Here is an 18,604-nt window from a genome sequence, read left to right as displayed (position 1 = left end):
AGGCCTATGAAACCATCTGGCGCTACCCGTACATGGTCGAGCTGGCCAACGCGTGGCCGCAGGGCTTCCAGAACGGGCAGCGCGACGCCTGCCCGTCGGGCACTGCGCGCCATGCCAATGGCGGCGGCTGTGCGCCCACCAGCACGCCGGCCACGGTGTATGTGGGACCGTACGCGACCATCCTGCCCGGCGGCCGCGCCACCGGCAGCGCGCGCATCGAAGACCAGGCCATCATCGCCAACGGCGCGGTCACCGGCGGCACCGTCGGCGGGCTCAGCGTGATCGGCGAGACCGGCAGCCCGTGGGGCAACAACGCCTTCACCGTCTCCGGCTCGGCGCAGGTGCGCACCACCTTCTACCCACTGGGCTTCTTCGAGGCCAACCAGGGCGCCTCGGGCACGCTGGACCTGCATGGCGACGTCGAGTACCGCGGCGCGGGCCTGAACCTCGGTTCGGGCAGCAAGTCGGGCTTCGTCGACGCGGCGTCCAATGTCGGCTCGGCCACCGACGTCAACAAGAGGACGACGCTGACCTGGCGGCCCTGACGGCCACGCACGGGGCGCCTTGCGCACGTATCATGGCCTGCGTCCCCGAGGGACGAGGAGGTGATCATGCGCATGGTGTCTCGCCTGTTGGCCTGCCTGGTGTTCGCGGCACACCTGGGTGCCTTCGCGGTCGAAATCGTCCGCATTCCGAAGCCCGAGTTCGAGGGCGATCGCCGCTACGACTACCCGCTGCAATTGCTGCAGCTGGCGCTGTCGAAGAGCGGCACCAAGTACCGGATCCAGGTGGCCGAGACCCCGATGAACCAGGAGCGGCAGGTGCTGGAACTCGAGGCCGGGCGGACGATCGACGTCGGCCCGATCCCCAGTTCCGCCGAACGCGAGGCGCGCCTGCTGCCGATCTACATCCCGATCAACAAGGGCCTGCTCGGCTGGCGCCTTGGCCTGATCCGCAAGGGCGACCGAGGGCTGGTCGCAGGCATCAACACCCTGGACGACCTGAAGCGGCTGCGGCTCGCGCAGGGGCAGGAGTGGCCGGACACGCAGATCCTGCGGGCCAATGGCATCGACGTGATCACCGCGCCGCGCTACGAGGGCCTGTTCAAGATGCTCACCGGCAAGCGCTTCGACTACTTCCCGCGCAGCATGATGGAGATCTGGGACGAGCAGGCCCTCAATGCCGACACGCTGGAGGTGGAGCCGCACCTGGCGCTGCACTACTTCTACGATTCCTACTTCATGGTGAACCGCCAGAACACCCGGCTCGCCAACGACATCCGCGACGGGCTGGAGAAGGCCATCGCCGACGGCTCGTTCGACAAGGTCTTCCAGCAGTACTTCGGCGAACGGCTGCGCAAGGCGCGGCTGGACACGCGCACGGTGATCGAGCTGCGCAATCCCCTGCTGACGCCGGGCACGCCGTCCGGCCGGCCCGAGCTGTGGTACGACGCGCGGCGCGGCCGTTGATCAGCTGACCCGCTGATCGCCCGGTTCGCGCAGCTCGGCCATGACCGGCCGCAGCAGCCGGGCCACCTTGCGCACCAGCGGCTCGACGCACCCGTCATCGAGTTCGTCGATGCAGGCCCGTTCCAGTTCGGTCGCCGCCAGGTGCACGGCGCGCACGGCCAGCGTGCCGGCCACGTTCTTCAGGTCGTGCGCCATGCGCATCGCCGTCGCTGTGTCGCCGGCCGCGCGCGCGGCGCGGAAGCGCTCCGGGAAATCGGCCTCCCGGTCGCGGAACATGCGCATCAGGCGCCGGTACAGGTCTTCGTCGCCCATCGTCGCGGCGATGCCGGCGGTGCGGTCGATGCCGTTCGATGCGTCCGGCGCCGCATCGGCCGGATGGATCCAGCGGGCGAGGGTGGCAAACAGCTCGTCGACCTTGATCGGCTTGGCGACGTGGTCGTTCATGCCGGCGGCCAGCACCTTCTCGCGGTCGCCGACCAGTGCGTTCGCGGTCATCGCGATCACCGGCAGCTCGCGCCACTGCGGCTCCCGGCGCAGCGCGCGCGTGGCGGCGTAGCCGTCCATCACCGGCATCTGGCAGTCCATCAGCACGCCGTCGAAGCGCTGCTGCGCCAGCATCTGCAGCGCCTCGCGGCCATCGCAGGCCACGCTGACGGCGATGCCGGCGCTGCCCAGCACGCTCAGCGCGATCTCGCGGTTGATCGGGTTGTCCTCCACCAGCAGGATCTGCGCGCCGCGCAGGCTTGCCTGGTGCGCGAGCAGGGCTTCCTCGCGCTGCGTGGTACGCGTCGTGCGCGGCACCGACAGCCCCAGCACATCGCTGCAGGCGTCGAGCAGCGTCGACGGCGTGACCGGCTTGGTCAGCAGCGCGCCGACGCTGACCTGCTGCCGTGCCAGCTGCTGCTGCACGTCGTCGCGGCTGAAGGCCGTCACCATCAGCACGGTCGGCGCAGCATGGCGCCGCGGGCCGTCCTGGCCGAGCTGGCGCGCGCATTCGACGCCGTCGAGTCCGGGCATCTGCCAGTCGAGCAGCACCAGGTCGTAGGGCGTGTCGCCCGCATCCGCCTGCTGCACCTTGCGCAGCGCGTCCTGGCCATCGGCGGTGCTGTCGGTGCCCAGGCCGAACGCGCGGCACATGCCGGCCAGCACCTCGCGCGCGCTGGCGTTGTCGTCGACCACCAGCACGCGGCGGCCGTGCAGGTCGTCTTCGCGCGGCAGCGGCGCGTCGACCGGCTCGGGCTGCAGGCCGAAGCGCAGCGTGAAGTGGAACCGGCTGCCCTGGCCCGGCGTGCTGTCGACGCCGATCTCGCCGCCCATCAGCTGCACCAGGTGCCGGCTGATCGACAGCCCGAGGCCGGTGCCGCCGTAGCGCCGGCTGGTCGACGAATCGGCCTGCGTGAACGGCTGGAACAGGCGCTGCCGTTCGTCGGGCGTCATGCCGATGCCGGTGTCGCGCACCTCGAAGCGCAGCGCGATGGCCTCGTCCTCGCGCCCGGCGACCGTGATCGCGACGACCACCTCGCCGCGTTCGGTGAACTTGACGGCGTTGTTGCCCAGGTTGAGCAGCACCTGGCGCAGCCGCGACGGGTCGCCCACCAGCGCCTGCGGCAGGCGCGGCGGCAGCGCGAACAGCAGCTCCAGTCCCTTCTGCTCGGCGTTCATGCCGACCAGGTGGCCCAGGCCCTCCATCACGTCGCCGAGGTTGAACGGGATCGCCTCGATGTCGAGCTTGCCGGCCTCGATCTTCGAGAAGTCGAGGATGTCGTTGATGATGCCCAGCAGCGATTCGGCCGCGCCGTGGATCTTCTGGACGTAGTTGAGCTGCTGCGGGTTGAGCCCGCTTTGCAGTGCCAGGTACGACATGCCGAGGATGGCGTTCATCGGCGTGCGGATCTCGTGGCTCATGTTGGCCAGGAAGTCGCTCTTGGCCTGGTTGGCCGCCTCGGCGGAACGGCGCGCCACGCGGTCGGTCTCGGCCTGGCGGCGCTGCGTGATGTCGCGCGCGATGCCGACCGTGCCGGTCACGCGGCCGTCGCGGTCGCACAGCGCCGTCTTGATGGTCTCCACCAGCGCGCTGCTGCCATCGGGGCGGACGTGCTGTTCCTCGATGCGCTTGCTGCCGTTCGACGCCATCACCTCGGCGTCGTCGAGCCGGTACGCCCGGCTGAGCTCGGGCGGATGGACGTCCAGGTCGGTCAGGCCGATCATCTGGCCGGGCTGCTCGAAGCCGAGCGTGGTGGCGAGCGCACGGTTGACCGCGAGGTAGCGGCCGTCGGCGTCCTTCACCCAGGCCAGGTCCGGGATGTTGTCGAGGAGCGTCGACATGCGGGCATTGGCGTTGCCGAGTTCCGCGGCATGCTGGGCCAGGCGCTCGCGCATGGCGTTCAGGGCCTGCACCAGCTGGTCGAGCTCGTCGTCCCGGGTCTGCGGGCGCCGCAGCTGCAGCGGCGGCGCGTCCGCCTGCGGCGTGACGCTGCCGACCGACGCGGCGATGTCCAGCAGGTGGCGCGTGGCGAGCCGGTGCACGACGAACAGGATGAACAGCGCGACCAGGAAGGTCTTGGCGGCATTGCTGAGCAGGATGACGACGGCTTGCGTCGCCAGCTCGCGGTAGATGTCCGCGAGCGTCGCCTCGATGCGCAGCACGCCGATGACCTGCGGGTTCGCGCCGCAGCAGGCGAGCGGGAACTCCTTCACCACCGTCCGGCGGGTCTGCCGCTCGCCGCGCAGCACCGTCAGCGAATGGGCGGACGAGGCCGTCTCGCGCACCTCGGCGGCGCGGATCGACGGCAGCCGCACGATGCCTTCGAGCTGTTCCTCGAGCTGCTTGGAGTCCAGCGCCCACAGGCTTTCGCTGAGGCTGCGCGAGCTGGCCTGGTCGATCTCGCCGAAGCGGCTTTCCAGGCGGGCCCGCTCGCTGCGGTAGCTCAGCGTCAGCTGCAGCACGGTGAGCAGCAGCGTGACCGCGGTGCTGAACAGCAGCACGCGGATCAGCAGCGCCATCGCGATGCCGCCGCCCGGGATCCGCGACACCGATGCCAGCCAGCCGCGGCGCCGCGGCTGTGTGTCCAACTCAGGGGCGGGATGGGTCATCGGTGAACTCGCGGGGCGCGCCGCAACAAATGGCGCACGTCTGCCGGCCGAGCATAGTCGAATGCCCGCCMGTCGGGCAGCGAATCACGGCGCCGCGCGCCCTGCGATGTTCAGCCGGACGATGAGGCGCGCGGCGCCGCCAGGGCGGCGATCGCCGCGGGCTCCAGGGCCCCCGTGTAAACCCGGAAGTCGTCGACCTTGCCTTTGAGCAGCGGGTCGCCCGCGTACTGGGACCTGCCGATCCAGCCCTCCATGCCGATGCCCAGGTCGCAGGGTGCGAAGGCCATGTCGGGCTTGCTGCCGACGGCCACGCCGTCGACGTACAGGGTCGCGCGCTTGCCGCTCAGCGTGACCGCGACATGGGTCCACGCCCCGGTGCGCAGGGGCGCGTGGCCGGTGACGTTCTGCGCGACGTAGCCATGCACCGTGTCGATCGTGAATTGCACGACGCCGGCCGCATTGCGCGGCGTGAGGAACATGCTGCGGCGCGGGCCGGAGCCGACGTCGAAGACGCGCGACCAGGTCTCGGCCGCGTCGAGGAACACCCAGGCCGCGATCGTGAAGTCGCTGAGGGCGGTGAGGGCGGCGGTGGGCACGGACGGCGAACCCGCAACGTCGGCCGGGGTGCCGGCCGCCACGCTGCCGCGTGCTGCCGAGACCGGCTGCAGCACCAGCTGGGGTGTCATCGAGACCCCCGCCTCGTTGGAGGCCGCGCTTTCGCCGGAGGCGGTGGCGGCCGTCACCACGTACCACGACGAGGCGGCGGGGGCCGGGTCCACCCAGGTCAGCGTGCCGTTCAAGCCGCTGGCCAGCACGGTGTACGGGCCACCGCTTCGGGCCGCGCGCTTGACGGTGTACGAGACCGCGTCCGGCACGCCCCACCACGACAGCTCGACCTGCGTGTCCTGCCGGTGCGCGGTCAGGCCGCTCGGGTGTGCGCCGGCGATGGGCTGGCGTGCGAAGGTCAGCGTGCCGAAGCCCAGCTGGTCGCCGTTCGAGCCGTCCCACTCGGGCCGCATCTGCAGCGCCTGCTGCCTGACGAAGGGGGCGGCGATGCCCAGCCGGCCCTCGTAGTGGTTCAGCACCAGTTCCCAGACCGGACGCCCGATCCCGAGCGCTGCCGGCGACACGCCGGTGCTGGTGCCCTGCTTGTTGCTGTAGGGCAGGTAGGGCATCGCAGGGAAGGCGCCGCCGGCATCGGTGCTGTTCGACTTGGCGACGTACTCCGCGCCGGCGAGGAAGCGGTGGTCGTCGTAGGCGTACAGGTCGTCGCCCTGGTTCCATGCCGATTCGATGAAGGCGCCCGCCAGGCCGATGCCCAGCGTGGCGTGGCCCTGGTCTCGGCCGCTTTCCTGCCATTGCCCGAGCTTGCCCGGGTGGACGTGGTAGACCGCCTGCAGGCCGGCGCCGTTGCCCTGGCCATTGCGGTAGTAGGCCATCGCCTCGTCGTAGATGTCGCGCCGGTCGCACAGCACGCCCACGCTCAGCACGCAGGCCAGCGCGCACTGGTCCCAGTTGGCCCAGTAGTTGGTGATGACGGCGCCGTTGTGCTCCTTCAGGAAGCGGCTGGAGAGCGGGTAGAACACCGCCAGCATCATGTCCTGGAAGCGCTTGAAGTCGGCCGCGGCCCAGCCGCTGTAGCTGCGCATGATCTCGGCCGCGTTGGCGAACTGGTAGCCGTAGATGCCGGCCGCGAGGTAGCGGTCGGCGTTGCCGGTGATCGACGTCAGCGTGCCCGACCAGGCGTTGAGGAACACGACGGCCTGGTCGGCATAGCGCACGTCGCCCGAGACCTTCCAGCGCAGCGCGAGCTGGTAGCTGCGCGCGATGTCGATGTACATCTGCGCGAAGTTCGATCCGTCCCCGCCGCGGACCACCGTGGCGAGCGGGCGCGGCGAGGCGCCAAGCTGCGAGCGGCCGTTCGACGTCAGCGCGTTCCAGCCGGCGAGCCACGGCTGCGCGCCCGCGGCGACCTGCTCGCGCATGCGGGTGAAGTCGGCTTCGGTGTGCAGCAGGCCGGGGTGGACGAAGGCCTTGGGCTGTTCCTCGGGCGGTGTCCCGGACGAGGGCTCGTCGGCGCTGGTGCCTTCGCCATTGGCGCAAGCCTGCAGGCCGACGGCGCTCAACCCGCTCAATCCCAGCAGGAAGGCGCGGCGCGAGAAAGGGAAGGGACCGGGTTGATCGTCGTGATGCATGGCCGAGCGATTGTGTGGATCGCGATGCCGGAAGACTTGACGAAACCTTGAACATTCCATGAACAGGGCGGGGCGCGTTGGTGCCGCGAGACGACCTGAAACAGAATGCAAGAAGCCCGGCCGCCCTTCGTCGAGTACGCGCTGGCGCATGCGCGCAAGCGCTGAACTCAGGCCCCGATCAGCCCGTACACCCGCTCGGGCAGCACGCGCGCGAACGCGTTCGGCGCCTCGACCGGGCCGTCGATCGCGAAGCCCGCTTCGGCGCTGTTGCGGCGATGGGTCTCGCCGGTGGGCTTGCCGTTCTTGTCGCTCAGCGTCGCGACCAGCGGATGCGGGCCGGCCGCGGCCCGGCGGATCGCCACGCCGATCTCCCCGGAATGCAGCCGCACCAGGCTGCCGGGCGGGTACACCCCCAGGGTCTTCACCATCGCCATCGCCAGCGGGGCCCCGGCGCTCTGCTGGAACAACTGGCGGATCGCCAGGTGCGGCGTGATCGGCGGCCGGTTCGAACGCGCGCTGATCTTGGCCATGAACACGTCCGCGGCGCGCAGCAGCTGCGCTTCGGCGTTCACATCCCCTTCGCCGCGCGGGTAGCCGCCACCCCCCACGTGTTCGTGGTGGTCCGCGACGGCGGCCAGCCAGACCTCGTCGGCCACGCCGGCCGCACGCAGCATCGACACCGTCGCCTGCGGGTGCGCGCGGACCTGCTCGAGCTGCTTCTTCGTCGGCGGCGTGTCCTGCTCGGCCATCGTGGCCTGCAGGTCCAGCATCGACAGGTTCATCGTCAACGCGGCGCACGTGACCGACGCGCAGCGATCGGGATCCCAGGCCAGCGAGCGCGCGGTCAGCAGCACCAGCACCGCGGACTGGATCGAATGCTTCACCGGGTACAGCGCGAAGCGGCGGTCTTCCTGCCGCACGCACAGGAACAAGGCCACGTCCGGGTCGCGGTCGACCAGGGCCAGCAAGGCCGCGAAGAAGGCCGGCACCGCGGTGCCCGGCTCCTCCTTCTTGGCGATGGCGCGCGCCAGCCTTTCGAATTGATGCAGCAGCCGTTCCCAGCGATCGAAGAGCGACAGCGGTGCCGCCTGCAGTGCCGCCTTGGCGGCGGCGGCGCGCGCCTGGCGGGTGGCTTCGACGAGCGGCCGCTCGGCCCAGGCGCCGCGCTCGATCAGGCCTTCGAGCTGGCCTTCGTCGTGCAGCATCTGCCCGGCGTTCAGCAGCAGCCGCGCATGCTCGTCGAGCACCCTGAACGGGAGCTCCTGCCCGACGTGCAGCAGGTCTCGCACTTGCGTCAGCGGTATGCGATCCGAGGCGGAGGTCATGGGGGTGCCCTTCGGTCCCGAGTGTGGGGCCGCCGTGCCTGCAAGTCCAGCGATTGCGGCGCGTGCTGCGGGTGCGGATCCACCAGCCACGCGGCCAGGAAATCGAGCATCGTGCGCAGGGTGGCCGACATCTGCGAGCGCGAAGCGAAGACGGCGTGGATGCCCAGCGTCTGCGGCTGCACGCCGGGCAGCAGTGCCACCAGGCGGCCGTCGGCGATCAGCGGTGCCGCGGAGAAGACCGGTTGCAGCACGATGCCCGCGCCTTCCTCCGCGGCGCGCAGCAGCACCACCGAATCGTCGGCGCTGAGCTTGCCGCTCACCGGGACGCTGACCGGCGCGCCGTCGCGCGTGAACTCCCACAGGCTCTTGCCGAAGTACGAGTACGTCAGGCAGTTGTGGCGGGCCAGGTCTTCGACGCGCAGCGGCGTGCCGTGCGATCGAAGGTAGTCCGGCGCTGCGCAGACGACCGATTCGCAGCGGCCCACGACGCGCGCGATCAGGTTGGGATCGAGCTGGTTGGTGATGCGAAGCGCCAGGTCGATGCGCTCGCTGACCAGGTCGACCGCGCGGTTGCCGATCTGCAGGTCCACCGCCGCGAGCGGGTGCCGGCGCAGGTAGGCGGCCACGGCCGGCACCAGCGTGGCCTGCGCCAGCGATTGCGAACAGGCGATGCGCAGCATGCCGCGCGGCTCCTCGGCTTCGGAGTCGCCCGCCAGCGGCACCAGTCGGGCCACGTCCAGCATCTGCCGGCAACGCTGCAGCGTTGCCTCGCCCGCGGCGGTGAGGCCCAGCCGCCGGGTCGTGCGGTGCAGCAGGCGCGCCCCGGCCCATTGCTCCATCTGCGCGAGGTAGCGGGTGACCATCGCGCGCGACATGTCCAGCGCGCCGGCCGCGCCGATGAGGCTGCCGCGCTCGTTGATGGCGACGAACACCTGGGCGGCAAGGAGACGGTCCATGATTTGATCGATGGAAGAAACAAACAGTTGAGAAGAAGGCTGTTTTTCGTGCGATCCATGCAGCATATCCTCGCCGGCTCACCCCATCCAAGGAAACCTGCCATGTACCGTCGCCTGCTTCTCACCCTCGGTGCCGCCATCACCCTGCTCGCCACGGCGACGGGGGCGGCGGCTGCACCATCGCTCTCGGTCGAGGTCTACAACCCCGCAGGGAAGTCGATGTTCCCGGTCAGCTCCGAGATCGTCAGCGGCCCGTCCGAGGTCGTGCTGATCGACGCCCAGTTCCAGCGCAACGATGCGCAGGCGCTGGTCGACAGGATCAAGGCGACGGGCAGGAAGCTCACCACCGTCTACATCAGCCACAGCGATCCCGACTACTACTTCGGGCTCGACCTGATCCAGGCCGCCTTCCCGGACGCGAAGATCGTGGGCACCGCGCCCACCGTCGCGGCGATCAAGGCGACGATGGACGGCAAGCTCGYCTACTGGGGGCCGGTGCTGAAGGAGAACGCACCGAAGCAGCTGGTGCTGCCGCAGGTGCTGAAGGGCGAGAGCCTGGCCGTCGATGGCCAGGTCTTGCAGGTCAAGGGGCTGCACGGCGCGAGCCCGGAACGCAGCGTCGTGTGGATCCCGTCGCTGAAAATGGTGGTGGGTGGCGTCGTGGTGTCCAGCGGATCGCATGTGTGGATCGCCGACACGCAGACGCCGGCCTCGCGCAGGAACTGGCTGGCCGCACTGAAGGACATCGAGGCGCTGAAGCCGCGCCGCGTGGTGCCGGGCCACTTCGCCGGAGAGGAGCCGAAGGGGCTGGACGCCGTCAAGTTCACGGCCGGCTACCTGAAGGTCTTCGAGGCCGAGGCGGCCAAGGCACGCAACTCGGCCGAGCTGGTCGACGCGATGAAGAAGGCCTACCCGCAGTTCACCGATCTCGGCGGCCTGGAGCTCAGCGCCAAGGTGATCAAGGGCGAGATGAAGTGGCCGCAGTGAGTCATCCGGGCCCGTCGACCCGGTGTCGCCGCATTGCGCGCCACAGCGCCAGGTCGTAGGCGATCTTGAGGGCACCGCAGGCCACCAGCGGCAGCGAGATCCAGCCCGCGGCGAACAGCGCGCCGCTCAGCGTCGGGCTCAGTGCCGCGGCGAGGCTGCGCGGCACCGCGGTGAAACTCGCGGCGGCGCTGCGTTCGGCCGGCGTCACCACGGCCATCACGAAGGCGGTGCGCGTGGGCACGTCCATCTGCGACAAGGCACTGCGCACGAACAGCAGCGCCAGCGCGACCGGCAGGCTGGGCGCCCAGGCGGCGAGCACCAGGCAGACGTTGGCCGGCAGGTGCGTGAAGACCATCGTGTTGAGCAGCCCGATGCGTTCGGCGACTTTCGGTGCTGCCAGCTGCGACGCGGCGCTCAGCAGCCCGGCCCAGAAGAAGTACGCGCCGGCCTGGGCCAGCGACAGGCCGAAGCGCTCGAACAGCCACAGCGACAGCAGCGAATTCACCACCAGGCCGCCGGCAAAGGCATCGACGCTGAACAGCGCCGCCAGGCGCACCACCACGCCGCGCGAGGGCCCGAGCGGTGTCACCTCGTGCCGGCCCTGCGCTTCATCCGGCGAGGGCATGCGCCGGTAGAGCCAGAACACGATCCCGCCCAGCAGCGCGTAGACGACGAACATGCCGCGCAACGCCGCCAGGCGCGAGATGCCGCCGTCGCGTGCCAGCCAGTCCGGCAGGCCGGCGGCGAGCGCGCCCAGCGCGGCGCAGAAGGCACCCGTCACGCTGTAGCGGGCAAACAGCGCCGTGCGGGCGCTGCCTTGGGCCGCACCGGCCAGCCGGGCGTGCTCCAGCGGCAGGAACACGCTGACGTCGCCCGAACTCGGGTTCAGCGTGCCGACGAACGCGACGGCGAGCAGCGGCCAGAACGACGACAAGCCCGCAAAACCCAGGCCGGTGGCCGCCATCAGCAGCGCCGCGCCGCGCAGCAGGCGATGCGATGCGAAGCGGTGGCCCCAGGCGCCGATGGCGAGCGTTGCGAGGGCCGAGCCGAGCATCGTCGCGGTGCTGACGATGCCCACCTGCAGCGTGCCCAGGCCGATTGCCAGCAGGTAGGCCGGCAGCAGCACGGCCATGTAGCCATCGCCGAGCGCCCGCAGCGCGCGCGCCGCGAGCAGCGGCCCGGCCTGCGGCGCCACACCGGCGGGCAGCAGCAGGCGCGACAGCGATGTCCTCGGGGTCGGTGGCATGCCCGCATTGTTCTCGAGGCGACCGTGCTTGTGCGCCTGTCGGCGGCAGCTTCCGGCTCGCGCCGGCGGGCTCAGGACGCCTCGAAACCCAGCTCGCGCTGCAGCCAGGCCGTCGCCGCATCGGCGCCCAGGCGGAAGCCCGCCTCGACGCGCTTGCGGGCGCATTCGGTGCCGTCGGCGTCGCGCGCGCTCAGCATCGCGTAGGGCTCGTCTTCGTCCGGCACGATGTCGAGCGAGACGACGAAGCTGCCGGCCGGCGTCATGACCGACACCTGCTTGTGCAGCCGTGCCTGCAGCTGCTGCTCGTGGCGGCGCCTCACCTCGTAGGCGGTCTTCACCAGCGTGTGGAACGACGGTGCATCCATCGGCTTCGGGTTCTTCTTGTCGCGGCCCATGGTCCACGGGCCGATCAGCGCCGGCTCGGCCTCGCCGCGCAGCGTCATCGCGACGGCCCAGCCGTCGTCGTCCTCGTTCTTGATCACCTGCGCGATCCAGGTCTCGTCTTCCCAGTGGCGGGGTTCCTGGATGAGCTCGGGGGAGTCGAGGGCGGTGTCGGTCATGGCAGGTCGGGCAAGTGGCGATGATGCGCGATGGTACTGTATGGGCATACAGTTGTCATGCATTGGCCGGGAACGCGGCTTGCCCGACACGGGGATACCGCTGCAGGAGACTCTCGATGAGCAACGCCTTGTTCGCATTCGACGATCCCGAAGACGGCCGGCGCGCCGCCGACCGCCTGCGCGCGAAAGGCCTGCCGGCCGTCGAACTGCACACGCGCGGCGACGGGCCGCACCACGCGATCGCGTCCGAGGCCGACGAGCTGGTGACCGGGGGCCTGGTTGGCAACCTGCTCGAGCTGTTCCAGGGTGTCTTCGAATGGGGCGACTCGCCGCACGATGCCGCCGCCTATGCCGAGACGGTGCGCCGCGGTGGCGCGGTGGTCAGCGTGGTGGCCGCCACCGATGTGCAGTGCGACACCGCCGACGACGTGGCCGAGCAGGAAGGCTGCCGTCGGCGCACCGGTTGGAGCGACACGCCGGTGCGGCTCTGAACTCAGCCGCGCGCCGCTTCGCCGACGAGCCAGGCCCGCCAGGTCTTCATCGCCGGCGTCTCGGCCTTCGACTTCAGCCGCGTCAGCCAGTAGCGCCCGGTCGACACGCCGAGCGCGAACGGCTGCAGCAGCCGCTCGGTGCGCAGCTCTTCGCCGAACATCGCCGGCGGCAGCAGCGCCACGCCGATGCCTTGGGCGGCCGCTGCCGCCATCGTGATCGACGAATCGAACACCGGCCCGCGCAGCAGCGGCGCCGGCAGCCCGGCGGCGGCGCACCAGCGCGTCCACTCGTCGGCGCGGTACGAGCGCAGCAGCGTCTCGTGCGCCAGGTCGGCCGGCGTGCGCAGCCGGCGCGCGATGGCCGGCGCGCACACCGGCGACAGCGGTGCCTGCAGCAAGGGCTCGGCCGCGGTGCCGTGCCAGGCGCCGTCGCCGAAGCGGATCGCGCAGTCCAGCCCTTCGGCGGCCAGGTCGACGCGGTTGTTGTTCGTCAGCAGCCGCAGGTCGATGAACGGGTGGTCGCGCCGGAAGGCGGCCAGCCGCGGCAGCAGCCAGCCGACCGCGAAGGTGCCGACCACCGCCACCGTCAGCACCTGGCGCTGCAGCCCGCCCTCGAACTGCTCCAGCACCGCGTGCATGCGCTCGAAGCTGTCGCTCAGCAGCGGCAGCAGCGCCGCACCTTCGTCGGTCAGCGCCAGCCCGCGCGGCAGGCGGCGGAACAGCGGCGCGCCCAGGCGTTCCTCGAGGTTCCTGACCTGCGCGCTGACGGCGTTCTGCGTCACGCACAGCTCCAGCGCGGCACGCGTGAAGCTGAGGTGCCGCGCCGACACCTCGAACGCACGCAGGGCGTTCAGCGGCAATTTCAACGGCGATGGCATGCCCCGGATTATCTGGGGTCTCGCCCCCGAAATCAGCGTTTGAGCCGGGCCGGCATGGTGGCTATCGTGCGCGCTCCGCTTTCATCGACACGAGGAATCCACCCATGCAAAGAAGACAGTTCAATGCCGCGGTCGCACTGGCCCTGGCCGGCGCATCGACCCAGAAAAGCTTTGGCCAGGCGAGCGGACCGGCCCGTTGGGCGGCGATCGAGGCCGCCGTCGGCGGCCGGCTCGGCGTGGCGCTGCTCGACACGACAAGCGCCAGCGTCGTCGGCCATCGCCTCGACGAACGCTTCCCGATGTGCAGCACCTTCAAGTGGCTCGTGGCCTCGCTGGTGCTGCAGCGCGTCGATGCCGGCAGCGAGCGGCTGGACCGCCGCATCGTCTACGGCCGCGAGGTGTTGATCAGCCACTCGCCGGTCACCGAGAAGCACGTCGGCGGCGAGGGCCTGACGGTGGGCGAACTGTGCGAGGCCGCGGTCACCGTTAGCGACAACGCGGCCGCCAACCTGCTGCTGAAGAGCTTCGGCGGCCCGGCGGCCATCACGCGCCATGCGCGCGCGCTGGGCGACACACAGACGCGGCTGGACCGCACCGAGCCCGGGCTGAACGAGGCGCGGCCGGGGGATCCGCGCGACACGACGACGCCACGCGCGATGGCCACAGCGCTGCGCAGTGCGGCCCTGGGCCCGGCGCTGTCCGAGCCCGGCCGGGCCCAGCTGGTGCAGTGGCTGCTGGCCGCGACCACCGGCTTCGACCGGCTGCGCGCCGGCTTTCCGGACGACTGGCGCGTGGCCGACAAGACCGGCACCGGCGAGCGCGGCACCAGCAACCACGTCGCGGTGGTGTGGCCGCCGAAGCGCGCGCCGCTGGTGGTGGCGGCCTACCTGACCGGGTCGGACGCGGATGCCGGCCGGCGCAATGCGGCGCTGGCCGACGTGGGCCGGGAAGTGGCCAGGCAGGTGGCGGCCGGTGCCGCGGCCAGCAGCGCGCCGATCGCCTCCGGCGCCACCGGCCGGCTGTAAAGATAGCCCTGCGCGAAGTCGCAGCCCTGCGCGGCCAGGAAGTCGCGCTGCGCCACGGTCTCGATGCCCTCGGCCACCACGCACAGCGACAGGCTGTGGGCCATCGAGATGATGGCCGACGCRATGGCCGCGTCGTCGCTGCTGTCGGGCAGGTCCTTCACGAAGGCGCGGTCGATCTTCAGCTTGCCGATCGGCAGCCGCTTCAGGTAGGCCAGCGACGACAGCCCGGTGCCGAAATCGTCCACCGCCACCTGGATGCCCAGCGCGCGCACCGCTTCGAGCTGCGCGACGTTGCTGGCCAGGTCTTCGATCATCGAGTGCTCGGTCAGCTCGATCTGCAGCGAGCGCGGGTCGGCGCCGGAGGCCTCGAGGGCCGCGCCGATCTGCGCCTGGATGCCGCGCCGGATCTGCAGCGCCGACACGTTGACCGCGACGTGCACACCGTGCCCGGCATCGTTCCAGGCCTTGACCTGGCGGCACGCGGCATGCAGCACCCATTGCCCGATGTCGACGATCAGCCCGCTCGTCTCGGCGATCGGGATGAACTCCACCGGCGAGACCATGCCCAGCTGCGGATGCTCCCAGCGCAACAGCGCCTCGACACCGACCATCCGCTGCGTCGCGAGCTCGACGATCGGCTGGTACAGCAGGCGCAGCTGGTTGCGCGCCACCGCCTCGCGCAGCTCGGATTCGATGCGCATGCGGTGCGCCGCGTCGTGGTGCATGTCCTGGCGGAACACCGCGAAGGTGTTCTTGCCCAGGCGCTTGGCCTCGTACATCGCGGTGTCCGCGGCCAGCACCAGGCCGGCGGCATCGGCCGCATGGTGCGGGTACAGCGCGATGCCGGCACTGCCGCGCACGCGCAGCTGCTGCGCACCGACGGCCAACGGCTCGTCGAGGGCGCGCATCGCGGCGCGTGCCAGCGCCTGCAGCTGCAGCGGATCGCCGATGCGCGGCGACAGGATCACGAACTCGTCGCCGCCGAAGCGGAAGGCCACGTCGGTCGGCCGCATGAAGCGCGTGAGCCGCTCGGCCAGCGTGCGCAGCAGCTCGTCGCCCGCGCCGTGCCCCCAGGTGTCGTTGACGACCTTGAAGTCGTCCAGGTCGAGCAGCAGCAGCGCGAAGCCTTCGCTGGACCGCCCCACCGTGCCGATCAGGCGCTGGATCTGCTCGTTGGCCGCATGGCGGTTCGGCAGGCCGCTGACCGGGTCGTAGTAGGCCAGGTAGTCGAGCCGCTTCTCGGTGCGGTCGATCTGCCGCCGGATGCCGACCGCGAGCGCGAAGGCGAGCGCGAACGACACCAGGCTCACCACCAGCGTGATCGCGGCGAACGCGGCCACGCGCTCGTACAGCGGCACCAGGCTGGCCATCAGGTGCACGTGGCCGACCACGCGCTCGCCTTCGCGCACCGGCACGCGCACGTGCAGGTGGCTGGCGGCGAAGCGGTGGCCCTCGTCCTGCAGCATCGGCGGCGGATCGGCGCGCTGCGTGCGCAGGCCGAGCGCGGCCCAGGTGGCCACGGTGCGGCCCTTCAGGTCGTACAGGTCGGCACGCTCGATGCTGGTCGAGGCCTGCAGGCCGGACAGCGTCTGCGCCGCCGCCGCGCTGTCGCCGAACAGCACCGCGGCCGAGCTGTTGTCGGCGGCGATGCGCGCCTGCGCGGTGACGTCGTCGACCATCGCGGCGCGCAGCGAGAAATACACATAGGTGTCGAAGCTCAGGCCGGACACCAGCAGCGCCGCGCACACGCTGAGCGCGACGGCGCGCATCAGCCGATGGCCGAGCTGCGGCCCGCTGTGCACGCGGAACGGGTCGCGGCGGCGTTCGGCGTCGTTCATTCGGTCACCGTGCGTGCCAGGCGCAGCAGCTTCGAGCTCAGCTGCAGCCGCGCCTGGCGGGCGACGCCGAGGTTGACGTCGAACACCACCCGCGTGCCGGCGCGGTGCAGCACCACCGCGGCCACGGCGGCCGGGGCCGCGTCGCCATCGGCGATCAGCAGCAGGCCGGGGGCGATGCGCGTCGGCACGGCCGCGGCATCGTCCAGCACGGCCGCATGGCAGGGCGTGCCGCTGGCCGGCAGCTCGCGCACGTCCAGCCGCAGGCTGCGCACGATGCGGCCTTCCAGCGCCTTCAGCGCCGGCTGCAGCGGGCTGGCCCGGCCGACGCACAAGCCGAGCGACGTGGCGCCGGGCGGCAGCACGTCGGCCGGCCACTCGACGAACAGCAACAGGTTGAAGACGATCGCGGCCTTCAGCTCCTGCTCCTCGACGGCAGCCGCCGGCATGCAGGCCAGCGCCAGCAGCCACGGCAGGACAGCGGATCTCCAGCGCATCGGTTCAGAACTTCCACTCGAACGCCAGCCGCAGGCTGCGTCCGTCCTGCGGGGCCACCGGTTGCAGCACCGAATCGCCGCCCGGATCGTCGGGCCGGCGGTTGAACAGGTCGTACGCGCTCAGCGATACCCGGCCGCGCTCGGCCGCCCAGGCATGCGACAGCGTCAGCTGCGTGACGCCGTAGCCCGGGACCTCGCCGCGCCGGCTCACGAGCACCGTCTGCACCCCGGCGGTCCAGGCGGGCGCGACGGGGGCGACCAGCACCAGCTTGCCCAGGCGCGAGGCGGTGCGCGACGCGAGGTCCAGCCCCGAGGTGTCGCGCACCTGCTGCAGGCTGTAGTTGGCGCGCAGGCGCACGCCGTTGCGGAACGCCTGCTCGGCCTCGAGTTCCAGCCCGCGCGTGCGCAGCGCGCCGGCGTTGTTGTAGACGAGCAGGTTGTCCGACGGGTCGAGCGCCTGCACCAGCAGCCGGTCGGCGCGCGTCTCGTGCAGCGACAGCGTCCAGCGCGTCGAGGCCGACGGGCGGTATTCCAGCACCGCTTCGTTGCCGCGCACCGATTCGTTCTGCAAGGCCGGGTTGCCCTTGTAGCCGACGGTGCCGGCGATCGCGTAGTACGACTCGTAGGCGTTGGGTGCGCGGAAGGCGCGGCCGTGCATCAGCTTCAGCACCAGGTCGCCGCTCGGGCGCGCCACCAGGGCCAGGCGCGGGCTCCATTGCGTGAACGTGGTGTCGCCGGCATTGCGGTCGAAGCGCAGGCCGGTGGTCAGCGAGACCGCCGGCGCGAGCGCCCACTGGTCCTCGGCGAACACCGACTGGCGGGTGCTGCGGCGGTGGTCGTCGAGGTAGACCGCCGGTGCCGGATCGACGTCGGCGTTGGACTGGTCGCGCCGCGGCGAGACCTGCAGGTCGGCGCCCAGCACCAGCGCGTGGTCGTCGATGCGGTTGACGAGCCAGTTGGTCTCGACGCCCCACCAGCGCGACTCGGCGCGGTCCTGGTTCAGCGTGACCGGCGGGTAGTCGACGACGAAATCGCCGCGGAACGCATAGCTGCCGGCGTAGGCCCGCAGCTTCAGCTGGTCGCCGCTGTCCAGCCGGTGGGCCAGCGATGCGTCGGCCAGCGTGTAGGTGTCGCGGTACAGGTTGCCGGGATCGCCGAACACCGCGCCGGCGAATGCGCTCAGGCCCTTGATGCGGTCGGACCAGACCAGCGAGGCGTTCAGCTCGCCCTGCTGGTATTTCAGGTAGACGCGGTCGCCGCGTTCGTGGTCGGTGTCGTGGCTGGTTCCGGACGGGTAGCCGGCGTCGGTGCCGGCCATGCGCCGCGTGCTCGCCGACAGCAGCAGCGCGCCGTCGCTGCCGACGCGTTGCCGGCCGGTCAGCCGCAGTTCGCGTTCGGCCCCGTGGCCGAGCGCGACCGCCAGCTCGCCGCCCGGCGCCCCGGCCGCGCGGCGCGTGACCACGTTGACGACGCCGAACAGCGCGTTGCCGCCATGCACCGCCGAGCCCTGGCCGGGCACGAACTCGACGCGCTCGACCAGCGCCAGGTCGAGCGGGAACTCGCTGCCGACGGCAGCCTGGTCGAACACCGTGTCGTTGACGCGGTTGCCGTCGATCAGCAGCAGGATGCGGGTGTTGTAGTCGCCGGCCGGGGCGACGCCGCGCACGCTGACGTAGGCGTAGGTGCGGTCCGACGACACCAGCAGGCCGCGCACCGACTGCAGCACCTCGCCGAGCGTGCGGTAGCCGAGCGCGCGGATCTCGTCGGCCGAGACGACGGTGGCCGACGAGGCCGACTGGCTCAGGCGCGACGGCATCTTCGACGCGCCGGAGACCTCCAGGTCGAGCAACTGGTCGAGCGGGATCGAGGCCAGGTCCTGCGCCGCACTGCAGGTGGCGGCAAAGGCAAGCAGCGCGGCAAGGCCGATCGGCGGGCGCGAAGCGGAACGGCGTTTCACGGTCTGTCAGATGTGCAAAGAGCACCGCCCGCGACATGCGGGCGGCGCTCTTGCACTTATCGGCCCCGGGCTCCCGCGCTTGAGCGCAGG

The 18,604-nt window shown here is 71.2% G+C and carries 14 protein-coding genes and 1 pseudogene; 5 read left to right on the top strand and 10 right to left on the bottom strand.

Going from position 1 to position 18,604, the window contains the following annotated elements:
* The coding region (locus tag AC1DYN_RS18495) for a hypothetical protein (RefSeq protein ID WP_477962178.1) at positions 1 to 545 on the top strand (545 nt) is incomplete at its 5' end.
* 66 nt (positions 546 to 611) lie between these two features.
* Positions 612 to 1,469, top strand: a complete 858-nt coding sequence (locus AC1DYN_RS18490) for a substrate-binding periplasmic protein (protein WP_477962176.1) — start codon at positions 612 to 614, stop codon at positions 1,467 to 1,469.
* On the opposite strand, the gene AC1DYN_RS18485 is transcribed toward AC1DYN_RS18490, so the two are convergent.
* The 4 genes from AC1DYN_RS18485 to AC1DYN_RS18470 all read right to left on the bottom strand — a co-directional run bounded on the left by AC1DYN_RS18485 (position 1,470) and on the right by AC1DYN_RS18470 (position 9,038).
* Positions 1,470 to 4,541: a response regulator gene (locus tag AC1DYN_RS18485; RefSeq protein WP_477962174.1), complete on the bottom strand. Its 3,072-nt coding sequence runs from the start codon at positions 4,539 to 4,541 to the stop codon at positions 1,470 to 1,472.
* A 131-nt stretch (positions 4,542 to 4,672) separates the two neighbouring features.
* Complete coding sequence (locus tag AC1DYN_RS18480; RefSeq protein ID WP_477962172.1) at positions 4,673 to 6,757, bottom strand: LamG-like jellyroll fold domain-containing protein; 2,085 nt, start codon at positions 6,755 to 6,757, stop codon at positions 4,673 to 4,675.
* Positions 6,758 to 6,924: 167 nt separating this feature from the next.
* Complete coding sequence (locus AC1DYN_RS18475) at positions 6,925 to 8,082, bottom strand: HD-GYP domain-containing protein (protein WP_477962170.1); 1,158 nt, start codon at positions 8,080 to 8,082, stop codon at positions 6,925 to 6,927.
* Positions 8,079 to 9,038: a LysR family transcriptional regulator gene (locus AC1DYN_RS18470; RefSeq protein ID WP_477962168.1), complete on the bottom strand. Its 960-nt coding sequence runs from the start codon at positions 9,036 to 9,038 to the stop codon at positions 8,079 to 8,081. The genes AC1DYN_RS18475 and AC1DYN_RS18470 overlap by 4 nt, the downstream gene beginning before the upstream one ends.
* A 102-nt stretch (positions 9,039 to 9,140) precedes the next feature.
* Here AC1DYN_RS18470 and AC1DYN_RS18465 point away from each other — a divergent pair, with 102 nt between their 5' ends.
* Positions 9,141 to 10,025, top strand: a complete 885-nt coding sequence (locus tag AC1DYN_RS18465; RefSeq protein ID WP_477962166.1) for an MBL fold metallo-hydrolase — start codon at positions 9,141 to 9,143, stop codon at positions 10,023 to 10,025.
* A gap of 1 nt (position 10,026) precedes the next feature.
* Here AC1DYN_RS18465 and AC1DYN_RS18460 read toward each other — a convergent pair whose 3' ends face one another.
* Together AC1DYN_RS18460 and AC1DYN_RS18455 are read right to left on the bottom strand one after the other, a co-directional pair.
* Positions 10,027 to 11,271 carry an MFS transporter gene (locus tag AC1DYN_RS18460; protein ID WP_477962164.1) on the bottom strand — a complete coding sequence of 415 codons (1,245 nt, stop codon included), beginning with the start codon at positions 11,269 to 11,271 and terminating at the stop codon, positions 10,027 to 10,029.
* 71 nt (positions 11,272 to 11,342) lie between these two features.
* The gene (locus tag AC1DYN_RS18455; RefSeq protein WP_477962162.1) at positions 11,343 to 11,831 is read right to left on the bottom strand and encodes a hypothetical protein; all 489 of its coding nucleotides are present in this window, start codon (positions 11,829 to 11,831) and stop codon (positions 11,343 to 11,345) included.
* A gap of 116 nt (positions 11,832 to 11,947) precedes the next feature.
* Here AC1DYN_RS18455 and AC1DYN_RS18450 point away from each other — a divergent pair, with 116 nt between their 5' ends.
* On the top strand, positions 11,948 to 12,322 hold the full coding sequence (locus AC1DYN_RS18450; protein ID WP_477962160.1) for a hypothetical protein: 375 nt from the start codon (positions 11,948 to 11,950) through the stop codon (positions 12,320 to 12,322).
* 2 nt (positions 12,323 to 12,324) lie between these two features.
* On the opposite strand, the gene AC1DYN_RS18445 is transcribed toward AC1DYN_RS18450, so the two are convergent.
* A complete protein-coding gene (locus AC1DYN_RS18445; protein WP_477962182.1) occupies positions 12,325 to 13,188 on the bottom strand; it encodes a LysR family transcriptional regulator in 864 nt (287 codons plus the stop codon).
* A 116-nt stretch (positions 13,189 to 13,304) separates the two neighbouring features.
* On the opposite strand from AC1DYN_RS18445, the gene bla reads away from it, so the two are divergent.
* A complete protein-coding gene (gene bla / locus AC1DYN_RS18440; RefSeq protein WP_477962158.1) occupies positions 13,305 to 14,225 on the top strand; it encodes a class A beta-lactamase in 921 nt (306 codons plus the stop codon).
* Between the two features lie 47 nt (positions 14,226 to 14,272).
* On the opposite strand, the pseudogene AC1DYN_RS18435 reads toward bla, so the two are convergent.
* From AC1DYN_RS18435 to AC1DYN_RS18425, 3 genes and pseudogenes are all read right to left on the bottom strand, one after another.
* A pseudogene (locus AC1DYN_RS18435) lies at positions 14,273 to 15,904 on the bottom strand (putative bifunctional diguanylate cyclase/phosphodiesterase); the annotation flags it as partial.
* Between the two features lie 155 nt (positions 15,905 to 16,059).
* Positions 16,060 to 16,557, bottom strand: coding sequence for a YfiR family protein (locus AC1DYN_RS18430; protein WP_477962156.1), 498 nt, complete (start codon positions 16,555 to 16,557; stop codon positions 16,060 to 16,062).
* Between the two features lie 4 nt (positions 16,558 to 16,561).
* Positions 16,562 to 18,514: a TonB-dependent receptor plug domain-containing protein gene (locus AC1DYN_RS18425; protein WP_477962154.1), complete on the bottom strand. Its 1,953-nt coding sequence runs from the start codon at positions 18,512 to 18,514 to the stop codon at positions 16,562 to 16,564.
* Between the last annotated feature and the right edge of the window lie 90 nt (positions 18,515 to 18,604).

This window comes from Rhizobacter sp. P2_D12 (assembly GCF_056404395.1).
Note: the sequence above shows the minus strand (reverse complement) of the source record. Positions and strands in the feature narration are given on the sequence as shown.